Source organism: Geodermatophilus sp. SYSU D00691 (assembly GCF_054050275.1).
This window is the reverse complement of sequence record NZ_JBJGYZ010000030.1, coordinates 49909-69186: the sequence shown is the minus strand read 5'-3', so window position 1 is coordinate 69186 and position 19278 is coordinate 49909. Positions and strand designations below refer to the sequence as shown.

Annotated in this window: 20 protein-coding genes; 13 read left to right on the top strand and 7 right to left on the bottom strand. The window is 70.8% G+C overall.

Going from position 1 to position 19278, the window contains the following annotated elements; translation table 11 throughout:
• Positions 1–35: 35 nt before the first annotated feature.
• Both ACI797_RS20175 and ACI797_RS20170 read right to left on the bottom strand, forming a co-directional pair.
• The gene (locus ACI797_RS20175; protein ID WP_456860767.1) at positions 36–296 is read right to left on the bottom strand and encodes a hypothetical protein; all 261 of its coding nucleotides are present in this window, start codon (positions 294–296) and stop codon (positions 36–38) included.
• A 375-nt stretch (positions 297–671) separates the two neighbouring features.
• Positions 672–1175 carry a TerD family protein gene (locus tag ACI797_RS20170; RefSeq protein ID WP_456860764.1) on the bottom strand — a complete coding sequence of 168 codons (504 nt, stop codon included), beginning with the start codon at positions 1173–1175 and terminating at the stop codon, positions 672–674.
• A 271-nt stretch (positions 1176–1446) separates the two neighbouring features.
• Between ACI797_RS20170 and ACI797_RS20165 the strand changes: the two genes are divergently transcribed.
• The 11 genes from ACI797_RS20165 to ACI797_RS20115 all read left to right on the top strand — a co-directional run bounded on the left by ACI797_RS20165 (position 1447) and on the right by ACI797_RS20115 (position 11536).
• Positions 1447–2022 carry a TerD family protein gene (locus tag ACI797_RS20165; RefSeq protein WP_456860763.1) on the top strand — a complete coding sequence of 192 codons (576 nt, stop codon included), beginning with the start codon at positions 1447–1449 and terminating at the stop codon, positions 2020–2022.
• Positions 2023–2240: 218 nt separating this feature from the next.
• Positions 2241–2819: a TerD family protein gene (locus ACI797_RS20160; RefSeq protein ID WP_456860761.1), complete on the top strand. Its 579-nt coding sequence runs from the start codon at positions 2241–2243 to the stop codon at positions 2817–2819.
• Positions 2820–2865: 46 nt separating this feature from the next.
• Positions 2866–4089: a toxic anion resistance protein gene (locus tag ACI797_RS20155; RefSeq protein WP_456860759.1), complete on the top strand. Its 1224-nt coding sequence runs from the start codon at positions 2866–2868 to the stop codon at positions 4087–4089.
• Positions 4090–4148: 59 nt separating this feature from the next.
• Positions 4149–4631: a hypothetical protein gene (locus tag ACI797_RS20150; RefSeq protein ID WP_456860757.1), complete on the top strand. Its 483-nt coding sequence runs from the start codon at positions 4149–4151 to the stop codon at positions 4629–4631.
• A gap of 14 nt (positions 4632–4645) precedes the next feature.
• A complete protein-coding gene (locus tag ACI797_RS20145; protein WP_456860755.1) occupies positions 4646–5209 on the top strand; it encodes a TerD family protein in 564 nt (187 codons plus the stop codon).
• A 407-nt stretch (positions 5210–5616) separates the two neighbouring features.
• Complete coding sequence (locus ACI797_RS20140) at positions 5617–6132, top strand: hypothetical protein (protein ID WP_456860753.1); 516 nt, start codon at positions 5617–5619, stop codon at positions 6130–6132.
• Between the two features lie 110 nt (positions 6133–6242).
• Positions 6243–7403 (top strand): HpcH/HpaI aldolase/citrate lyase family protein, encoded by a 1161-nt coding sequence (locus ACI797_RS20135; RefSeq protein ID WP_456860752.1) that lies wholly within the window; start codon positions 6243–6245, stop codon positions 7401–7403.
• Complete coding sequence (locus tag ACI797_RS20130) at positions 7400–8851, top strand: phosphoribosyltransferase family protein (RefSeq protein WP_456860750.1); 1452 nt, start codon at positions 7400–7402, stop codon at positions 8849–8851. The genes ACI797_RS20135 and ACI797_RS20130 overlap by 4 nt, the downstream gene beginning before the upstream one ends.
• Positions 8848–10011: a cysteine protease StiP family protein gene (locus ACI797_RS20125; protein ID WP_456860748.1), complete on the top strand. Its 1164-nt coding sequence runs from the start codon at positions 8848–8850 to the stop codon at positions 10009–10011. Before ACI797_RS20130 ends, ACI797_RS20125 begins: the two co-directional genes overlap by 4 nt.
• A complete protein-coding gene (locus ACI797_RS20120) occupies positions 10008–10850 on the top strand; it encodes a hypothetical protein (protein WP_456860746.1) in 843 nt (280 codons plus the stop codon). Before ACI797_RS20125 ends, ACI797_RS20120 begins: the two co-directional genes overlap by 4 nt.
• Before the next feature lie 551 nt (positions 10851–11401).
• A complete protein-coding gene (locus tag ACI797_RS20115; RefSeq protein WP_456860745.1) occupies positions 11402–11536 on the top strand; it encodes a hypothetical protein in 135 nt (44 codons plus the stop codon).
• Between the two features lie 11 nt (positions 11537–11547).
• Here ACI797_RS20115 and ACI797_RS20110 read toward each other — a convergent pair whose 3' ends face one another.
• The 5 genes from ACI797_RS20110 to ACI797_RS20090 all read right to left on the bottom strand — a co-directional run bounded on the left by ACI797_RS20110 (position 11548) and on the right by ACI797_RS20090 (position 15959).
• The gene (locus ACI797_RS20110) at positions 11548–13017 is read right to left on the bottom strand and encodes an aldehyde dehydrogenase (RefSeq protein WP_456860743.1); all 1470 of its coding nucleotides are present in this window, start codon (positions 13015–13017) and stop codon (positions 11548–11550) included.
• Positions 13018–13027: 10 nt separating this feature from the next.
• On the bottom strand, positions 13028–13462 hold the full coding sequence (locus ACI797_RS20105; protein ID WP_456860741.1) for a zinc ribbon domain-containing protein: 435 nt from the start codon (positions 13460–13462) through the stop codon (positions 13028–13030).
• Positions 13463–13467: 5 nt separating this feature from the next.
• Entirely contained in the window at positions 13468–14757 is a 1290-nt protein-coding gene (locus tag ACI797_RS20100) for a hydroxyacid-oxoacid transhydrogenase (RefSeq protein ID WP_456860739.1), read from the bottom strand.
• Positions 14754–15569 (bottom strand): N-acyl homoserine lactonase family protein, encoded by an 816-nt coding sequence (locus tag ACI797_RS20095; protein WP_456860737.1) that lies wholly within the window; start codon positions 15567–15569, stop codon positions 14754–14756. The genes ACI797_RS20100 and ACI797_RS20095 overlap by 4 nt, the downstream gene beginning before the upstream one ends.
• A 162-nt stretch (positions 15570–15731) precedes the next feature.
• Positions 15732–15959, bottom strand: a complete 228-nt coding sequence (locus ACI797_RS20090) for a hypothetical protein (protein ID WP_456860736.1) — start codon at positions 15957–15959, stop codon at positions 15732–15734.
• Positions 15960–16100: 141 nt separating this feature from the next.
• Here ACI797_RS20090 and ACI797_RS20085 point away from each other — a divergent pair, with 141 nt between their 5' ends.
• Together ACI797_RS20085 and ACI797_RS20080 are read left to right on the top strand one after the other, a co-directional pair.
• Positions 16101–18428: a transketolase-like TK C-terminal-containing protein gene (locus tag ACI797_RS20085; protein WP_456860734.1), complete on the top strand. Its 2328-nt coding sequence runs from the start codon at positions 16101–16103 to the stop codon at positions 18426–18428.
• 29 nt (positions 18429–18457) lie between these two features.
• Positions 18458–19261, top strand: a complete 804-nt coding sequence (locus ACI797_RS20080) for a DUF427 domain-containing protein (RefSeq protein ID WP_456860732.1) — start codon at positions 18458–18460, stop codon at positions 19259–19261.
• Positions 19262–19278: the final 17 nt, after the last annotated feature.

Here is a 19278-nt window from a genome sequence, read left to right as displayed (position 1 = left end):
ATTGCCGACTCGGGCAGATGCGCGTGCGTGCGCGGTCATGCTGCGAACACCGGGAGTCGGGCGAACCAGTCGGCGAACAGCCACGCGTGAGAGGCCGCCGCGCCGAGGGCGAGCAGAAGGGCGCCCGCGCGTAGTGCACGCACCATGCCGTCTCGGCGGAGGTAGAAGGCGCTGGCCCGCCGACGGGTGTCCTGCAACGTGGCCACGATGAGCAGGGCGGCGGTGATCAGCGTCGCCGCTGCCCACCCGAGCACGTGCCAACCCCAGCCGTCGAGGAAGACGAGTGGAGTGGTCAACAACGGGACGATGACGGCAGCGGCGAGCAGCAGGAGGGGGGGACCCGACTCGCCCCTCGAGCGACCGCCGTCACCTTGAGCGGGAAGGCGGTTCCAGAAGTCCGCAGAGCTCGGCACCGGTGAGGCGCCGGATCCTCCGCCCGACACCGGACCGCCGGGGAGCCCTCCGGAGGGCTCCTGACCCCTCGGCTCCGGGCCCAAGCCGGGGAAGTAGCCCGCGCTCATGCGGATACCGCATCTGTGCGCCGATGGAGAGCGCAGCTCCGTCCAGCGCGATGACGATTCACCATGTGCTCCCCCGTTGTGCGACCTCGCCGGTCGTGTGAGCCCTTTGAACCGTGCCGCCGACGGCGACCGGGTACGACGTGGACCGCGTCATCCGGTCAACGCAAACGAGCGGAGCAGGCCGGCGTAGCCGTCCGCCAGACCATGTCCGATCGCACGGACCTTCCACTGCCCGGAACGCCGGTACACCTCCGCGACCACAAGGGCCGGCCAGTCCGGCGAGTCCTCGACCGCGTAGCGGGCGAGCTCCTGACCGTCCTCGGTTCGGACGGTGGCAGTGACCGCACCGAGCTGCTGGACGCTCCCAGACTCGGTCGCGAGGGCGAAGGACACCTGCGCGCCAGTCGCCGGAACAGCCTCCAGATCCATGAAGATCTCGAAACGGGCGGTGCTGCCAATCGCAGTCGGCGCTCGGAAGGTCACGTGGTGCGCCGGACTGATCGCCTGACCCCGCAGATCGCAAGCCACCGCCAGGAGGACGGCGTCCCGACCCGCATGGATCCTCTGCCATGCGATCTCCACGCGCACGCGGGGAACCGGCTGGCCGTCAGCCCGGAGCGGCGCGTTGGCTCCGCGGATGAGCACCGCTGTCATGGGGTCCCCCGTCTCGGACGAAAATCGCCCGAACCTTAGGTTCGAAAGGCGCGACCCGCCACGGTTTCCGTCCTGTGGTGTGCCGGAAGTGATGCTTGAGGACGACGGGCATGCTGTCGCGTCCCGTGGCAGGCTGCCCCCCTCGAAGAGGGGAACCGGCGTCGCAGGACCCTTCGGCGGCCACGCGCCACTTACGATGCCGCGGGCGTCGGGCAATGGCGGCGCACACGGAACGACGGGCGACACGCCCTCTGGACGGATGGAGAACACAGTGGGAGTCAGCCTCACGAAGGGTGGCAACGTCTCGCTCACCAAGGAGGCCCCTGGCCTGCGTTCGGTGACCGTCGGGCTGGGCTGGGACGCCCGCACGACCGACGGCAAGCCCTTCGACCTCGACGCCTCGGCGATCGGCTGCCGGGCCGACGGCAAGGCGGCTTCCGATGGGCACTTCGTGTTCTTCAACAACCTGCGCAGCCCGGACGGGGCGATCGAGCACACCGGGGACAACGTCACCGGTGAAGGCGCCGGCGACGACGAGCAGATCCGGGTAGACCTCGCCGGCGCTCCTGCTGAGCTCGACCGCGTGGTGTTCCCCGTGTCGATCTACGAGGCGGACGATCGGGGTCAGAACTTCGGTCAGGTCCGCAACGCGTACATCCGGGTCGTCAACCAGGCGGACAACAGCGAGATCGCCCGCTATGACCTCTCCGAGGACGCGTCCACGGAGACCGCCATGGTGTTCGGCGAGCTGTACCGCAACGGCTCGGAGTGGAAGTTCCGCGCCGTCGGGCAGGGCTACTCCACCGGGCTGGCTGGTATCGCCCGGGACTTCGGCGTCGACGTCTGATCAGCACGGTTCCGGTTCCGGTGGACGCGCCGGAACCGGAACCGGAAGTACCTATGCAAGGCGGCGGTGACCTGCTTCCATGTGTCGCTGCTCAAGGCCTGCATCGGCGGCGTAGGGGGAATCGGCAGCTGACGGGCGTGACCGACGAAGGACAACCCACGGTCCGGAGCTGCTACCCCCCACGTGGGCCCAGTCATGACGAAGAGGAACGGGGACACATGAGCGTCAGCTTGAGCAAGGGGCAGACGGTCTCGCTGGCCAAGCGGGACGGCGGCACGTTGACGCAGGTCCGCATGGGCCTGGGATGGGATGCCGTCAAGAGGAAGGGCCTCTTCGGCGGGATGAAGAGTCAGTCCATCGATCTGGACGCCTCCGCGCTGTTGTTCGACCGCTCGGGCAACCTCGTGGACCAGGTGTGGTTCCGGCAGCTGAAGAGCAAGGACGGGGCCGTCCGGCACACCGGGGACAACCTGACGGGTGCCGGTGAGGGGGACGACGAGTCGATCCGCGTCGACCTGGCCGGCCTGCCGCCGTCGGTGTCGACCATCGTGTTCACGGTGAACTCGTTCACCGGTCAGGACTTCTCGCAGATCGAGAATGCGTTCTGCCGCCTCATCGACGAGTCGAACGAATCGGAGATCGCCCGGTACGAACTCAGCGGCTCTGGCCGGCACAACGCGCAGATCATGGCCAAGGTGGCCCGCGACGGCGCCGGTTGGTCGATGACGGCGCTGGGCGTCGCGGCGTCCGGGCGTACCTTCCGCGACCTCCTCCCCGCCATGGCCAGCGTGCTGTGACTTCTCCCTGCCGCGCAGATCGACGTCCCCTCGAGGAGTGACCTCCATGTCAGACCTGGACCTCGGTTCCACCCCTGCGCCGAGCGCGCCCAATTCACCGCCCGCAGCCGGCGGCGCCCTCGTGCTGACGCCGCCGCAGCCGGTCGTGGTGGTAGCGCCGGAGCAGGCCGTCGAGGCCGTCCCACTCGAAGACGCGAAAACCGTCGAGCTGCGCAGCAAGGCCAACGCCTTCGCCGGTGAATTGGTGTCACTGGACACCCGCTCGCCGGCGTTCGCAGAGAAGATCGCGTCGATCACCTCCATGGGTGAGCGGGAGATGCGGTCCTCGGCGGCGGTCTCCAACCGAATGCTGGAGCGCCCTGCAGCAGCGATGGGCAAGGGCAGCGGAGGTGATGCCCAGACACGCGTCTCGAACACTCTGATCGACCTCCGGCGGACGGTCACCGACCTCGACCCGAACCGGGCTGATCTGACCGGCGTCAAGAAGGTGCTCCGCTGGCTCCCCGGCGGCGACAAGATCGACCGGTACTTCGACAAGTACAAGTCGGCCCAGTCCCATCTCAACGCGATCATCAAGGCCCTCGACTCCGGTCAGGACGAGCTGCGCAAGGACAACGCGGCCATCGAGACCGAGAAGGCCAACATGTGGGCTCTGATGGGCACGCTCCGCGAGTACGACCAACTAGCAGCCGCCCTCGACGCAGCTCTGGAGGGCAAGATCGCCGAGCTCGAGGCGAGTGGCCGTTCCGACGACGCCAACACCGTCCGGTCCGATGCCCTGTTCCCGGTGCGTCAGCGACGTCAAGACCTCCAGACGCAGCTGGCGGTCGCGGTCCAGGGGTACATGGCTCTGGATCTGATCCGGCGGAACAACCTCGAGCTCATCCGAGGCGTGGATCGCGCGCAGACGACTACCGTCGCAGCCTTGCGCACTGCTGTGATCGTGTCCCAGGCGCTCAGCCGGCAGAAGCTGGTGCTCGACCAGATCACCGCACTCAACACGGTGACGTCGAACCTCATCGAGTCGACGTCCGAGCAGCTGCGCATCCAAGGTGCGGCGATCAACCAGCAGGCGGCTTCCTCCACGGTCGATGTCGCGAAGCTGCAGGCCGCCTTCGACAACGTCTTCGCGACCATGGACGCGCTCGACACTTTCCGGGCGCAGGCAGTCGACTCGATGGCGCAGACCGTCCAGGCGCTCGAAGGGCAGATCCAGCGTGCTCAGCCGTATCTGGAACGCACCCGCCGCAACGAGCTCGACGGCGGTTGAGTCGCGGACGGCCGTGCTCAGTTGTCGTCGACGTCGCGTCCGGAGGGAGGAGAAGCAGGGTGCCGTGGTTCCGGAGAGCTTCCGGCACGCCGCCCGTGCCGCCGGGAGTCGATCCGGGAGATAGCCCCGATGCGCTACGAGCCGCGATCACGGAGTTCAACCGGCTGGTGAACGGCTCCGCGGGCCGGCTTCCGCTGCCGGCGGTGGTCGCGGCCCGACGCATCACGGATGTGCTGGCCGAAGTGGTGGACACCTCGGAGGTGCGGCCGCTGGACATCCATGCCGTGATCTCGGTGCGGGCCGCCGCCACCGACTACCTACCGACCACGATCAGGACCTTCCTAGCGGTGGACGAGGCGCTCGTGGATGTCCCGCGCGCATCGGGCCGCACACCGATCGAGTCGCTGATGGAGCAGCTCGAGGCGCTCGAGGCGACCGCCGTCGCGGTGCTGGAGGCCACCCAGCACCAGGACGTGGACGCGCTCATGACGCAGGGCAGCTTCCTGCGCACGAAGTTCTCCCGCTCCGATCTCGATCTGTGAGGACTGGCAACCTGATGACGGCGATGAGCCGCGGCGCCAACGTCGCCTTGACCCGTGAGATCCCGGGCCTCTCCACGATCGTCGTGGGGGTGTCTTGGAACGCTGGTGCCGAGCGGCTGCTGGACGACAATCTGGTGCTCGCGACGGTGCTCTGCGACGCCCGGAGCAAGGCGCCGTCGGCCGAGCACTTCGTCTTCTTCAATCAGCTGGCCTCGCCCGACCTGTCGGTCCATCAGCTGCGGGTTGCGTTGGCTGGTGACAAGGAGCAAGTGGAGATCGACCTCCCCGCGGTGCCTGCCGACGTCCACCGCATCGTCGTCGTCGCGTACCTCAACGAAGGGACGGCTCAGCGGCGGACCCTGGGGCAGTTGCGCGAGATGAGCGTGTGCGTCCGCGAGGCGGGAACGAACCGGGAGCTGGTCCGGTCGGAGGACCTCGCGCCGGCACTGTCCGCCGAGACCGCTCTGGTGCTCGGCGAGGTGTACCGACACGCCGGCGGCTGGAAGTTCAAGGTCGTCGGCGAGGGCTACGCCAACGGCATCGCGGGCATCGCCTCTGACTATGGCGTGCCCCTGTGACTCTTCGTTCTCCCGAGGGCGCGCCGCCCCGCACCGACCTGTACTGGCTTCGGCACCGCAGCCTTCGTCGCTCCACCAGCGCCGCACCGGCCGCCGGGTCAGGGGTAGTGGCCGAGCGCGGGCCGTCGCAGCACGCATCCGCGCATCCGTCCCCGTCGCCGCGGTCTTCCACGTCGCTGGTCCCCTCCGCGCCCGGGGCGGGCTCTCGGAACGTTCCGGCCACGTCACTCGATCTGGCGGCGCCGACAGCTGAGCGACCGGCGTCGCCGGAAGCGGTGTCGACTCTGGACCTCTCGACACAGCACCGGTCAGCGCCTGTCGTGCCGGGGCCACGGGGCCGATCCCGCCGGTCGGTACCGCGCGTCACATCCTCCGGCCGGAGGATTCTCACGCCGCGCGACTGCACCGTGACCTTGAACCGGGTCCAGTCGGGTCTCGGCGCTCTCGTCGTCGAGGCTGTCTGTTCTCCGGCCGTCGGGGACATCCGGCTCGGCGCCCTGTACGAGCTCGAGGATGGGACCTCATCGATCGTGCACCGCGCCCTAGGGATCCTGACAGCGCCGTGGGGATCTCGGCGGCCCGTGCTCACCGGCTCGGCGGCCGAGTACGACCGGCTGACCGTGGATCTGCGCCAATCCTGCGCGCTGCGCCGACTGCTGGTGTACGCGGTCTCCGAGTCGGGGCGAGAGCTCACGTGGGGAGGGACGTTGCTGGTGACCACTTTCGGCGGCGCCCGCGTGGAACTGCCCCTCGACCTCGGTCGGCACCACGGGCCGATCGCACTGCTGTCGCTCTACAACATCGACGGGGAGTTCGTGCTGCGCGCCGAGACGGAGAAGATCTCGGGGGCGGTACGTGAAGTGGCCCGGGCGTTCGGCTACGACCGCATCACCTGGGCCGATCATTCCACGCCGGTCTTGTGAGCGCTGAGCCACCCTCCCCTGCGTCCTTCCCTCCCGTCCCGACGTCGACCCTGCCTTCCCACCGCCGCTCCGGCGCCACCGAACACCGGTGGACACTTCTCGAGGTCTGAATGCGCCACTTCGATCACCTGACCGCGGCGGACCGCGCTCGGTTGTTCCACGTTCCCCCGCAGTCGTTCACGGCGGACGACGAGAACGTCGTGCTAGCGATCGCTCTGGGCGCGACCCTCTACACCCCCGCGACCCGTCCCACCTTGACGAAGGACCTCGCGCGGCAGCGAGCCGCCGGCGTTCTCAGCGTGGTGGTGTGCCTCGAGGATGCGATCCCTGATGCGGAGGTGGCTGCCGCGGAGCGCAACGCCGTCGAGCAGCTGCGCGGCTTCGCGGCCACCAACCCGGACGGTCCGCTCGTCTTCATCCGGGTGCGCACCCCCGAGCAGATTCCTGCTCTGGTGGAGGGGCTCGGCGAGGACCTGTCCCTCCTGACCGGCTTCGTGCTGCCCAAGTTCACTCCACGCACGGGGCCGGCGTTCCTCCGCGAGGTCGTCGCCGCGTCGGAACGGGTGGGCCGGCTCCTGCGGGTGATGCCGGTACTCGAATCTCCCGACATCATGCATGCCGAGAATCGGGTGTCGACGCTGCTCGGCATTCGCGACCTGCTGGCCGAGCACCGCTCGCACGTGCTCGCGTTGAGGATCGGTGCCACCGACTTCTCCTCGATCTACGGGCTGCGCCGCAGCAGGGAGCTCACGGTCTACGACATACGGGTCGTGGCGGACGCCATCAGCGACATCGTCAACGTGCTCTGCCGCTCGGATGGCATCGGTTTCGTCGTCACCGGCCCTGTGTGGGAGTACTTCCACAGCCCGGAGCGGCTCTTCAAGCCGCAGCTGCGTGAATCGCCCTTCACCGAGCACCAGGAGCGGCCTCTGCGGGCTGAACTCCTCAGCCATGACCTCGACGGTCTGATCCGTGAGGTGGTGCTCGATCGCGCCAACGGCCTCACCGGCAAGACGGTCATCCACCCTTCCCACGTCGCCGCGGTGCACGCGCTCGCTGTTGTGACCTACGAGGAGTACTCGGACGCGGTCGAGATCCTGGGTACGGCGGCCGCAGGTGGTGCCGCTGCATCGGCCTTCCGCAACAAGATGAACGAGTCCAAACCCCACACGACCTGGGCGACCGGCATCGTGGAGCGCGCCCGAGTCTTCGGCGTCGCACATCCGACCACGTCGTTCGTGGACCTCCTGGGAGCGGGGCTGACGGCGTGACCGTCACCGGCGCCGGATCGGCGGTGTGGAGCGGCAGTTGGGCGGCCGAGCGGCTTGGAATCCAGGTCCTCACCGAAGTGGGGGTGGGCGGCCTGGTCATCGAGGACCTGGTCGGCATGGCGCTGCGGATCAACCCCCGCCGAGCCCACCTCCTGGTCAGCCGGGTCCTCGGCAAACACGTGCCGGCGGACCCCCGGCTCATCCTCGGTGCCGGACGTCTGCTCGGCGCCCTGGTGGCCGATCGGCTGTCCGGGAGGGACACCGGCATCGCCGATGCCGGTGGCTCGTTGCTGGCCGCTGCCCTGTCCGGTGCCAGCGGGGCGGCGCCGTCGCTGCTCGCGCTCTGCAACCGACACCTCGCGGACGGACCGATCGTGGACGCGCTCGTGCTGGGCTACGCCGAGACCGCGACCGGGCTGGGCCACGCTGTCGCTGACGCGATCGACGCCGACTACCTCCACTCGACCCGCCGAGACGTGCCCGGCGTCGCCCGGGAGGGCGCCTTCGAGGAGGCGCACTCGCACGCAACCCAGCACCTGCTGCTGCCAGAGGACCCACTGCTCCTGGCCAACCCCCGTCCGCTGGTGCTGGTCGACGATGAGCTGTCGACCGGCGCGACCGTCATGGACACCATCCGTGCGGTACAGCGCGTGGCCCGGCGCGATCGCTTCGTGGTGGCGAGCCTGGTCGACCTGCGGTCGCGCGCCGACCGCCAGCGGCTGCATGACTTCGCGAGGCAGATCGGCATTCGGCTGGACGTCGTCACGCTCGTGAGCGGGCAGATCCGGCTTCCCGAAGACGCCGTGGTCCGCGGCCAGGCGCTCACCGCCGCCCATGGACGGAGGCCGCTCGACGGGAGCGCCGACCGGACGCGGGGCAGGGGCGCGGCCCCGACGATCGTCGTTCCTCCGTGGCCTGAAGGCGTCCGGGACGGAGGCCGGCACGGCTTCCCGGCTGCGGAGCGAACCGCATTCGACGCCGCCGTGCGGGCGGCGGCTGACGCCCTCCTGCCGGGGGTGCCGACGGGGGTGGGGGCCCGCGTGCTGGTGCTCGGCACCGAGGAGCTCATGTACCTACCGCTGCGGCTAGCGGCCGCGCTGGTTGACCGAATGCCCGTTGAGAGCGCGGACGTCTGGTTCTCCAGCACCACCCGCTCGCCCGTCGTTCCGGTGGACGAGCCAGGCTGCGCCATCCGGACGGTACTGACCTTCGACAGCCACGACAGGCCCATCGACGGTCCTGGCCGCCGCTACGCGTACAACGTCGCGCAGGCGGCCGAGGGGGACGCCTTCGACGCCGCCGTGCTGGTGGTCGACGACATGAGCTGCTCCTGGCCAGAGGGCGGCGGCGGGTTACCCGACCGGCTGGCCGAGGTCATCGGCGGTCCGGTCATCGTCCTGATCGTCCCGAGCTATCGGCCCTCGACGGCTGCGGAGACCAAGTCGTGACCACCATCGATGTCCGCACGCTCCCGGCTCCTCTGCACGGGCCGACCTTCGGGTCCTACCGTGCCGACGAGGTGAGCTGGTTGCTCACCGACCTCTCCACCGCCGAACTGGAGGCGCCGGTCGAGGAGCGCGAGGAAGCCATCCAATCAGGCGCGGCACACTATGCAGCATCCCTGCCGGTCGAATACCAGCCCGGTCCGGAGTACGAGCAGCTGTTCACCCGGGCGCTGACGGCTTCGGCGCCCGACCTGGCGCGCTCTGTCGGCTTGGTCATGGAACTCGTGCTGGCCGAACGGGCCGGCCTGCCTGTTCTGGTCTCCCTGGCGCGGGCTGGCACACCAGTCGGCATCCTCATGCGGCGATGGGCCCGCGCTGCTCATGGCATGGACCTACCGCACTACTCCGTGTCCATCGTCCGTGGACGGGGGATCGACCAAGTGGCTCTCGCCTACCTAGCCGCGAACCACGACCCGGCGGACGTGGTTTTCGTCGACGGGTGGACGGGCAAGGGGGCGATCGCCCGCGAACTGACCGCCGCCCTGGCGGAAGCGAATGATGCGCTGGGCCTTCCTCCGGGCCACCGCTTCCGCGACGACCTGGCGGTACTGGCGGATCCCGGACGGTGCGTGCAGCTGTTCGGCACGCGGGAGGACTACTTGATCCCGTCAGCCTGCTTGAACTCAACCGTCTCGGGCCTGATCTCACGAACAGTGCTGAACGACGAATTGATCGGCCCAGGCCAGTTCCACGGCGCCAAGTTCTACGCTGACCTGACTCCTGCAGACGTGTCCCATGAGTTCCTCGACGTCGTGAGCGGGCAGTTCGGTGTGGTCGCCGACAGGGTGATGGAGGAGCTCCCCGGCGTGCGCGCTGGAGATCGCACGGCCACGTGGGCCGGCTGGACCACCGTGCAGCGCATCGCCAGGCTGTTCGGAGTCGGGGACATCAACCTGGTGAAGCCGGGAGTCGGGGAGACGACGCGGGTTCTGCTGCGCCGCGTGCCGTGGAAAGTCCTGATGCGCCGGGATGCTGCCCCGGATCTTGAGCACGTGGTCATGCTCGCCGCCCAGCGTGGCGCCCCCATCGAGTATGTGGAAGACATGGCCTACTCGTGCGTCGGCATCGTCCGCCCGGGCTTCGTGCGTGGAGGACACGCATGACGCCACGCGTACTGCTCGCCACCGACCTCGACCGGACGCTGATCTATTCGAGGACGGCCGCCGGCGACTCGTCGCCAGGGGAACTCGTGCCCGTCGAGTACCTGGACGGACGGGCGATCTCGTTCATGACGACGGCTGGACTGGCGCTTCTGTCCCGGCTCGTGACCGAGCAGGTGGTTGTCCCGGTCACCACCCGGACGCCGGAGCAACTGGCCCGTGTCCGGCTGCCAGGTTCGCCGTGCCGTTTCGCCGTTGCCGCCAACGGCGGGGTACTCCTGGTGGACGGGACCGCTGACCACGCCTGGGCCGAGACGGTGCGCGTCGCGGTTGCGCAGGTGGCCCCCCTCGAGGAGGCGTTCGATGCCTTGAGTGCTGCCTGTGATTCTGCGTGGGCCAAGCCACCCCGGATGGCCGCGGACCTGTTCTGCTACGGGGTGGTCGACCGTACGGCGATGCCGGCAGAAGTGCTGGGCGAGCTCCGGAACTGGGCCGACCCGGCTGGTTGGACGGTCTCACTGCAAGGGCGCAAGTTGTACGTCGTTCCGGGGCCGCTGACCAAGTCAGCCGCGATACGGGAGGTCGCCCGGCGCGCCGGCACGGCCTTGACGCTCGCCGCCGGTGACTCGCTGTTGGACATCGATCTGCTCGCCGGTGCTGATCACGGCGTCCGGCCGGGGCATGGCGAGATTGCTGAGTCGGGATGGCAGGCCCCGTGGGTCGACGTCGTGCCGACCACCGGTATCCATGCAGGGGTGGAAATCTTGGAGTGGGCAGCAAAGCGCGGAGCCGAGGCTGTCGACAACACATCATCGTCAACGGATCCCAGGCTCACGGCCTGATCTCGACGGCAAGGGGTCACTTGCCTCGGAGCGCGGCACAGTCCTCTCGGGGCTGGGGGAGGACTCGCGATGACGGCCTTCGTGCTCGTGCCCGACACCTTCCACGGCGGGTGGTGGTTCCAGCCGGTCGCCGACCGCCTCCCTGGACTCGGTCACGTCGCGAAACCGGTGACGCTCAGCGGCCTCGGCGCGCTCGACGACCTCGCGCGCATGCGGCCGGTCGACCTCGACGTCCACGTCTCCGAGGCCACTGGCGCCCTCGTCGCCCACCGCGACTCGGAGGGCGTGGTCCTCGTGGGCCGTGGCTACGGCGGAGCCGTCATCACGGGCGTCGCCGACCGGCCGCCCTGGTACGTCCGCGCGCAGGTCTACCTCGACGGCCTCGTCCCCGCCGACGGCGAGTCGTGCTCTGCGCTCACCGACGAGCGCCTGGACGGCGCCAAGCAGGGGGCCTCGCCGTCCCGCCCCCACCGGACGACGACCCGCCCGCGAAGCCGCATCCCCGCGCCACGCTGCTGCAGCCCATCACGCTCGTCGGCTACTGGGAGCGGGTGCCGGCGAAACACTACGTGCAGACCGGGCCCGCGCCGACCGCCGAGCGTGCCCGCAGCACCCCCGGCTTCACCGTGCACGACTGGCCGGACCTCGACCCCGAGCGCCTGGTGGAGCTGCTCACCAAGGTCTGAGGTCGGCGAGATCAGCCGAGCTGGAAGGGGTCGCGGGTGCCGCCGGTGAGCTCCACCCACACCGACTTGGTCTCGGTGTACTCGTCCACCGCGGACATGCCGTTCTCCCGGCCGACGCCCGAGAGCCCGAACCCGCCGAACGGCATGTTGGGCGCCACCACCCGGTAGGCGTTGATCCACACCGTCCCGGCCCGCAGCTTCGCCGCCACGCGGTGCGCCCGGTGCACGTCCTTGGTCCACACCGACCCGGCCAGCCCGTACGGGGTGTCGTTGGCCAGCTTCAGCGCCTCGTCCTCGTCGGTGAACGTCAGCGCCGCCAGCACCGGCCCGAACACCTCCTCGCGCACGATCGTCGTCCCCGGCGTCACGCCGGTGACCACGGTCGGCTCCACGAACAGCCCGCCCAGCGACGACGGCGCCCCGCCGCACGCGAAGGAAGCCCCCTCGGCGGCGGCCCCGTTCAGGTAGCCCAGCACCTTCTCGTACTGCGGCTGGTTCGCCACCGGCCCCATCTCCGTCGCGGGGTCCGTCGGGTCGCCCAGCCTGATCGTCCGCGCCCGCTCGGCGATGCGGTCGACCAAGGCGTCGTGGACGTCGGCGTGCACGATCAGCCGCGACCCCGCCATGCACGTCTGCCCCGTCGCCGCGAACACCCCGGCCACCAGCCCGTTCGCCGCGGCGTCGAGGTCGGCGTCGGGGAACACGATCTGCGGGCTCTTGCCGCCCAGCTCCAGCGTCACCCGGTTGACGTTCGCCGCGGCCGACTGCGCCACCCGCACCCCGGTCGCCGTCGACCCGGTGAACGCCACCTTGTCCACGCCGTGGTGCCCGGCCAGCCGCTCCCCGGTCGACCGGTCCCAGCCGGTCACCACGTTCAGCACCCCCGCCGGCAGCCCGGCCGAGAACAGCACCTCCGCCAGCGCCACCGTCGACGCCGGCGAGTGCTCCGACGGCTTGGCGACCACGGTGCACCCCGCGGCCAGCGCCGGCGCCAGCTTCCAGGTGAGCAGCAGCAGCGGCGAGTTCCACGGCGTGATCGCGCCGACCACCCCGACCGGCTCGCGCCGCGTGTACCCGAAGTAGTTCGCGTTCACCGGCGGGATCGTGCGGCCCTCGAGCTTGTCGGCCAGCCCCGAGAAGTAGAAGAACCACTGCGGGATCGCCTGCAACTGCCCCCGCATCTCCCGCAGCAGCTTCCCGGAGTCCCGGACCTCCAGCAGCGCCAGCCGCTCCGCGTTGTCGGCCACCGCCTCCGCGCACGCGCGCAGCACGGCCGCCCGCTGGAAGCCGGTCAGCCCGCCCCACTCGCCGTCGAACGCCGCCCGCGCCGAGCCGACCGCGGCATCCACGTCCTCGGGGCCGCCGTCGGCCAGCCGCGCCCACGGCTGCCCGGTGTACGGGTTCACCGACTCGAAGGTCCGCCCCGACAGCGCGTCGACGCTCGTGCCGTCGATGAACAGCCGGAACTCCTCGAGCGCCATCGCCGTCCCCCTAGGTCGTCCCCGTCCCGTCGTGCGAGTGCGTGTGGCCCCCGTGCGCGTGGCCCCCGGGCGCGTGGCCCCCGTGCGCATGGCCCGGCACCGGGTCACCCGCCCGCAGCGGCGCCCCGTGGTAGCGGCCCTCGTGCGCGATGATCGGCCGGCGGTCCCCGGCCAGCTCCGGGTACTTCTCCTCGAGCTTCTGCCGTGCACCCCAGTCCCGGCGCAGCTGCCCGAGGTACTCCCGGTTGCCCTCGTAGGTGCCGCGCCAGGTCTGCGGCATGAGCTCCATCGGCCGGCCGGCGTCGGCCGACCCGCCCAGCGTCACCCGCGACGGCACCTTGACCGCCTCGGCGCCGCAGGGGCAGACCGCATCGGCCCCCGACGACAAGGACGCCATGGCCTCGAAGCGGTGACCCGCCGTGCAGCGGTAGTCGTAGAGCGGCATCGCCGTCACCAGTTGGAGATCGACTTGGCGAAGATGCCGGCGATCGCGTCCTCGTCCACCGGACGCGGGCAGGTCGCCAGCAGCCGCTGCTGCTTCATCGTCCCCGGCACCAGGTCGGGGATGTCGGCCTCGGTGTAGCCCACCGCCCCGATGCCGTTCGGGATGCCGATGTCGCGCATCAGCTCGGTCAGCACCGTCGGCAGCTGCTCGCGCGGGTCGTTGAGCGTGTCCCGGTCGGGCGCCATCAGCGCCGCCGCCTTGAGGTGCCGCTCCGGCGCGGACTCGAAGCTGAACCGGAACGCCTCCGGCGCCGTCAGCGACACCGACATGCCGTGCGGCACCATCGGCTCGTCCTGCGGGTAGCCCGGCGGCCGGTAGTCCTTGACCATGCCGGCGATCGGGTAGGCGTTGGCGTGCGGGATGTGCACCCCGGAGTTGCCGAAGCCCATGCCCGCGAACGTCGCCGCCGCCATCATGTCCGACCGCGCCTGCAGGTCGTCGCCCTGGTGCACGGCCTTGCGGAACGACCGCGCCAGCAGCGTCATCGACTTCTCGCACCACAGGTCCGAGACCGGGTTCGACCCGCAGTAGGTCACCCGCTCCTCGGCCTTCTTCCGGTCGAAGCTCTCGTACCAGCGCGCGGTGTAGCTCTCCAGCGCGTGGCAGACGATGTCCATCCCCGCGGACGCGGTCACCTCCGGCGGCAGCGACAGCGACAGCAGCGGGTCGACGACGGCCAGCGTCGGGCGCAGCCGCCAGTGGCTGATCCCCGTCTTCACCTTCATCGAGAGGATGTCGAGCACGCACATCGCGGTGCTCTCCGACCCGGTCCCGGCCGTCGTGGGGACGGCGATCAGCGGCTTGAGCTGCCCCTTCGGCGCGCGGGCCTGGCCGATCGGCTTGTTGATGTAGTCCATGAGCTCACCGCCGTCGGTGGTGAGCAGGTTGACCGCCTTGGCGGTGTCGATGGCCGACCCGCCGCCGACGGCGACGAACCCGTCCCACGGCCCCTGCGCCCGCGCGTAGCCGGCCGCCTTGTCCATGCTCTCGTCGGTCGGCTCGACGTGGACGCCGTCGAAGATCTCCGAGCGGATGCCGTACTTGGTCAGCGAGTCGGCGATCCGCTGCGGCAGCCCGGCGGAGTGCACGTTCGCGTCGGTGATGATCAGCACCCGCTCGACGCCGTACTGCGAGATGTCGAAGCCGATCTCGTCCACCGCGCCCGGGCCGAACTTCAGCGGTGTCGCGCCCCAGGTGAAGATCGTCTCCTCGGTGCGCCCGGTGTCCTCGCTCATCGGTAGCTGCCCTCCGGCGCCGTCCGCAGCTCGTGGATCTGCTGGGCGTCGTGGCCGAAGACGACCGTCGCGTCGGTCTCCTCGGCGATCCCGCGGATCTTCTCCACCGAGCTGTAGAACTGCTCGAGGTTGTTCACGATCGCCGCGGGCACGGTCGGCGGGCCGTAGCTGGCGCCCATGTAGACGGCGTCGGCGGTGAAGATCATCGTGCCGGTCTCGGGCAGGTCGACCCGCATCGACATGCTGCCCGGCGTGTGCCCCGGGGTCTGGATGAACGAGACGCCCGGCAGGAAGTCCTCCGTGTCACCCGAGACCGTCTCGAAGGTCAGCCCCTCGTAGTCGGCCTTGAGGTGCGCGCCGTTGAACGGGCCGTCGAAGGCGTGGCACCACTCGAGCTCCTTGTCGCTGCAGACCAGCTTCGCGTTCGTGTCCTTGAACATCTGCGCGTTGCCCGCGTGGTCGAAGTGCAGGTGCGAGAAGACGACGTAGTCGAGGTCGCCGGGGCCGAGGCCCAGCTGCTTGAGCCGGGAGTCGAGGTACTCGTCCTCGGAGACCTTGTCGTAGGGGAAGAACTCCTGCAGACCGGTCGGCGCCCAGCGCTCCTCCCAGTCGCGCGGGCAGCTGGTGTCCCACAGCAGCCGGCCGTCGGGGGTGTCGACGAGGACGCAGTGCGTGGGGCAGTCGATCCACTCGGCCGGTTGGTCCTTCGTCGTCCTGGTCCGCATCGCCCGGCCGGGGGCCAGGAGCAGCCAGGTGAGGTCGGTGCTCATCGCGCCGCACGGCAGGATGCTGACGGTCGTTCCCGTGGCCATGGCTGCTCCCTCGTTGGAGGCGGTGGGTGGGGGCGCTACCGACGACCGGGCCGCGCACCTCCCTGTCCACGGCGGCGGGCCCGGGAGCGGAGCACGTCCCGCACCCTTCGCCTGGGGTGATCGCGGTGTCAAGCGCGACGGTTGCACCGACGTTGCATCCCGCTAGCGGCGGCGCCGTCCGACGAGGAGGTAGGCCAGCGGGACGGCGCCCAGCGAGCCGACCACGGACACGGCGGTGGCCCAGATCCACTTCCGCCCGCGGATCTCCGCCGCCGGCCGACGCCGCAGGTCTGCCAGCGCGATGATCTTCAGCCCCCACTCGACGGCGCCGCCGAGCAGGATCAGCCTGCGCGTGCGCTGGTCGAGCTCGCTCCACCGCCGTCCGGCCATCACCGGCTCCTCTCCCGCATGCTCGTGCTCTGCCCACCATGCTGGGCAGAGCACGAGCTTCCAGGGAAGGGCATCGCGCCGGCCCGGCCGGGCGGCGGAGACTGGCGGACGACGCAGCGTCGCGGACCGAGGAGCGAGCACATGAGCCTGACGGCGGCCCGGGCCGGGACCACCACCGACGACGTCCTGCGGCAGATCGAGCAGCGGGTGCTGTGGCTGGCCACGGCGATCGTCGACCACGCCAACCGCGTCCGGCCGAACCCGACCGGCCTCAAGGTCGGCGGCCACCAGGCCTCCAGCGCCTCGATGGTCACGATCATGACGTCGCTGTGGCTCGAGCAGCTGCGCGCCGACGACCGGGTCAGCGTGAAGCCGCACGCCTCGCCGGTGCTGCACGCGCTGGAGTACCTGCTCGGCCAGCTCGACCGGAAGTACCTGACCAGCCTGCGCGAGTTCGGCGGCCTGCAGTCCTACCCGTCGCGGCTCAAGGACCCGGTGCCGGCCGACTACTCGACGGGGTCGGTGGGCATCGGCGCGACGGCGCCGATCTGGGGCGCGATCGCCCGCCGGTACGTCAACACCCAGCTCGGCGCCGGCGGCACCGGCCGGCAGTGGTCGCTGGTCGGGGACGCCGAGCTCGACGAGGGCGCCGTCTGGGAGGCGGTGCTCGACCCGATGGTGGCCGAGCTCGGCGAGGTCAACTGGATCGTCGACTTCAACCGGCAGTCGCTGGACCGCGTCGTCCCGACCATGGGCACCAACCGGCTGCAGGGCATGTTCACCGCCGCCGGCTGGCAGGTGCTCACCGTCAAATACGGCCGGCTGCTCGAGGAGCTGTTCACCCGCACCGGCGGTGGCGCCCTGCGCGACCGGATCGACGCCATGTCCAACCCCGAGTACCAGCGCATGCTGCGGCGCACCGCCGAGGAGGTCCGCGCGCACCTGCCCGGCGACGGTCCTGGCGCCGCCGACATCGCCGGGCTCATCGCCGACGTCCCGGACGACGACCTCGTCGCCGCCGTCCGCAACCTCGGCGGGCACGACCTCTCCGCGCTGCGGGAGGCGTTCGCGCAGATCGACGACACCCGGCCGACCGTCGTCATCGCCTACACGCTCAAGGGCTACGGGCTGGCGATCGAGGGCCATCCGCAGAACCACTCCGCGCTGCTGACCGAGGACCAGCTCAAGGCGCTGGCCGGCGACCTCGGCGTCGACCCGGCCGACCCGTGGGCCGGGTTCGACCCGTCCAGTGATGCCGGGCAGCTGCTCGCCGAGGTGGCCGCGCGGCTCACCCGGGTGCCACCGGTCGCGGTGAAGGCACCCGAGGTGCCGACCGACCTGGGCCGGACGCCGCACGGGGTGGGGACGACGCAGGCCGCGCTCGGCCGCACGCTGCTCGACCTCAACCGCGCCGCGCCCGACGTCGGCCACCGCGTGGTGACCGTGAGCCCCGACGTGTCCTCCTCGACCAACCTCGGTGGCTGGGTGAACAAGGTGGGCGTCTGGTCCCACGAGGCGCGGCAGGACTGGTTCGCCGACGACGCCGAGACGATCCTGCACTGGCGGGAGAAGCCCTCGGGCCAGCACATCGAGCTAGGCATCGCGGAGACCAACCTGGTCGGCGCGATCGGCGAGCTCGGCGCCACCTGGTCACGGTGGGGGCAGCCGCTGCTGCCGATCGGCGTCCTCTACGACCCGTTCGTCGAGCGGGCGCTCGAGCCGTGGTCGTTCGGCATCTACGCCGGCGGGCAGTCGATCCTGGTGGGGACGCCGTCGGGCGTGACGCTGGCGCCGGAGGGCGGGGCGCACCAGTCGATCAAGACGCCCTCGATCGGGTTGGAGCAGCCGGGCTGCGTCTCCTACGAGCCGGCGTTCGCGCAGGACACCGAGTGGTGCCTGCTCGCGGCGCTCGGTCGGCTCGGGAAGCCGGGCGGCTCGTCGGCCTATCTGCGGCTGTCGACCCGGCCGGTCGACCAGTCGCTGGCGCAGATCCCGGAGGACCCGGCCGCCCGCGAGCGGCGCCGGAAGCAGGTGGTCGCCGGGGCCTGCCCCCGCTGGAGCGATCACGACGTGTCCGACCCCGGGGTCACGCTCGTCGCCATGGGTGCGGTGGTGCCGGAGGCGCTGGCTGCCGCCGAGCGGCTGGAGCGGCTCGGCTTCGCCGCCGACGTGGTCATCGTGACCTCGCCCGGGTTGCTGTTCCGGGCGCTGCAGGCCCGGCGGGGGCTGGACGACGGACCGACCTGGATCCTCGACGCCGCGTTCCCCGCCGACCGGGCGCGGCCGATGGTCACCGTCCTCGACGGCCACCCGCACACGCTGGCCTTCCTCGCCGGCGTGCGGAACGTGCCGGCCGCGCACCTCGGCGTGACGCAGTTCGGGCAGAGCGGCGACCTGGCGTCGGTGCACCGGCTGCACGGCCTGGACACCGAGACGATCGTCGGCGCCGCGCTGGACCTCGTGGACTGAGGGGCCCGGCGGGAGGAGCCTGACCGGGCATGAGCGCCCCTCCGAGCGACCTGGGCGAGCGGCTCGCCGCGCTGGCCGGCATGCGTCCCTGGTGGCCGCTGGTCGAGCCGTCACCCCGGTGGGTCCGCGTCCGCCTCGGCGGCGAGCTGGTGGCCGACTCCCGCCGCGCGCTGCTGCACGTGCAGTACGGGCCGGGGGAGGTGCCGCGCAGCTTCCTGCCGACCTACTACCTGCCGCCGGATGACGTCGCGCCCGGCGTGCTGGTCGACCGGCGGGACGACGGCGGGCTCACCACCTGGACGGTGCAGGCCGGCGGGCAGCGGGCCGAGGACGCCGCATGGGCGCACCGGGCGCCGCCCGCACCGCTGGCTGCGCTGCGCGACCTGGTCACCTTCTCCTGGGGCGGCGGCCTGACCTGGTTCGAGGAGGACGAGCCGCTGCTGGCCCACGCCCGCGACCCGCACAAGCGCGTCGACGTCGTCCCGAGCTCGCGGCACGTGCGCGTCGAGGTGGACGGCACGCTGCTGGCGCAGAGCCGCCGTCCGCTGCTGCTGTTCGAGACGTCCCTGCCGACCCGCTACTACCTGCCGCGCGACGACGTCCGGGTCGAGCTGTGGCGCAGCCCCACGCGGACGACCTGCCCGTACAAGGGCGTGGCCAGCTGGTGGTCGGTGCGCGTGGGGGACCGGGAGCTCGAGGACGTCGCGTGGAGCTATCCGACGCCGGTGCCCGAGAACCCGCGGATCGCCGGGCTGATCTGCTTCCGCAACGAGCACGTCGACCTGGTCGTCGACGGCGAGCGGCTGGCGCGGCCGCTCACCCCTTGGTCCTGACGGCCTGGTTATCGTCG

Excerpts from the sequence above, each read along its gene's own strand:
- ACI797_RS20095 (WP_456860737.1), bottom strand. The coding sequence starts at position 15,569 with ATGGCCACGGGAACGACCGTCAGCATCCTGCCGTGCGGCGCGATGAGC.
- ACI797_RS20100 (WP_456860739.1), bottom strand. The coding sequence starts at position 14,757 with ATGAGCGAGGACACCGGGCGCACCGAGGAGACGATCTTCACCTGGGGC.
- ACI797_RS20155 (WP_456860759.1), top strand. The coding sequence starts at position 2,866 with ATGTCAGACCTGGACCTCGGTTCCACCCCTGCGCCGAGCGCGCCCAAT.
- ACI797_RS20090 (WP_456860736.1), bottom strand. The coding sequence starts at position 15,959 with ATGGCCGGACGGCGGTGGAGCGAGCTCGACCAGCGCACGCGCAGGCTG.
- ACI797_RS20135 (WP_456860752.1), top strand. The coding sequence starts at position 6,243 with ATGCGCCACTTCGATCACCTGACCGCGGCGGACCGCGCTCGGTTGTTC.
- ACI797_RS20160 (WP_456860761.1), top strand. The coding sequence starts at position 2,241 with ATGAGCGTCAGCTTGAGCAAGGGGCAGACGGTCTCGCTGGCCAAGCGG.
- ACI797_RS20085 (WP_456860734.1), top strand. The coding sequence starts at position 16,101 with ATGAGCCTGACGGCGGCCCGGGCCGGGACCACCACCGACGACGTCCTG.
- ACI797_RS20170 (WP_456860764.1), bottom strand. The coding sequence starts at position 1,175 with ATGACAGCGGTGCTCATCCGCGGAGCCAACGCGCCGCTCCGGGCTGAC.
- ACI797_RS20120 (WP_456860746.1), top strand. The coding sequence starts at position 10,008 with ATGACGCCACGCGTACTGCTCGCCACCGACCTCGACCGGACGCTGATC.
- ACI797_RS20080 (WP_456860732.1), top strand. The coding sequence starts at position 18,458 with ATGAGCGCCCCTCCGAGCGACCTGGGCGAGCGGCTCGCCGCGCTGGCC.
- ACI797_RS20105 (WP_456860741.1), bottom strand. The coding sequence starts at position 13,462 with ATGCCGCTCTACGACTACCGCTGCACGGCGGGTCACCGCTTCGAGGCC.
- ACI797_RS20110 (WP_456860743.1), bottom strand. The coding sequence starts at position 13,017 with ATGGCGCTCGAGGAGTTCCGGCTGTTCATCGACGGCACGAGCGTCGAC.
- ACI797_RS20145 (WP_456860755.1), top strand. The coding sequence starts at position 4,646 with ATGACGGCGATGAGCCGCGGCGCCAACGTCGCCTTGACCCGTGAGATC.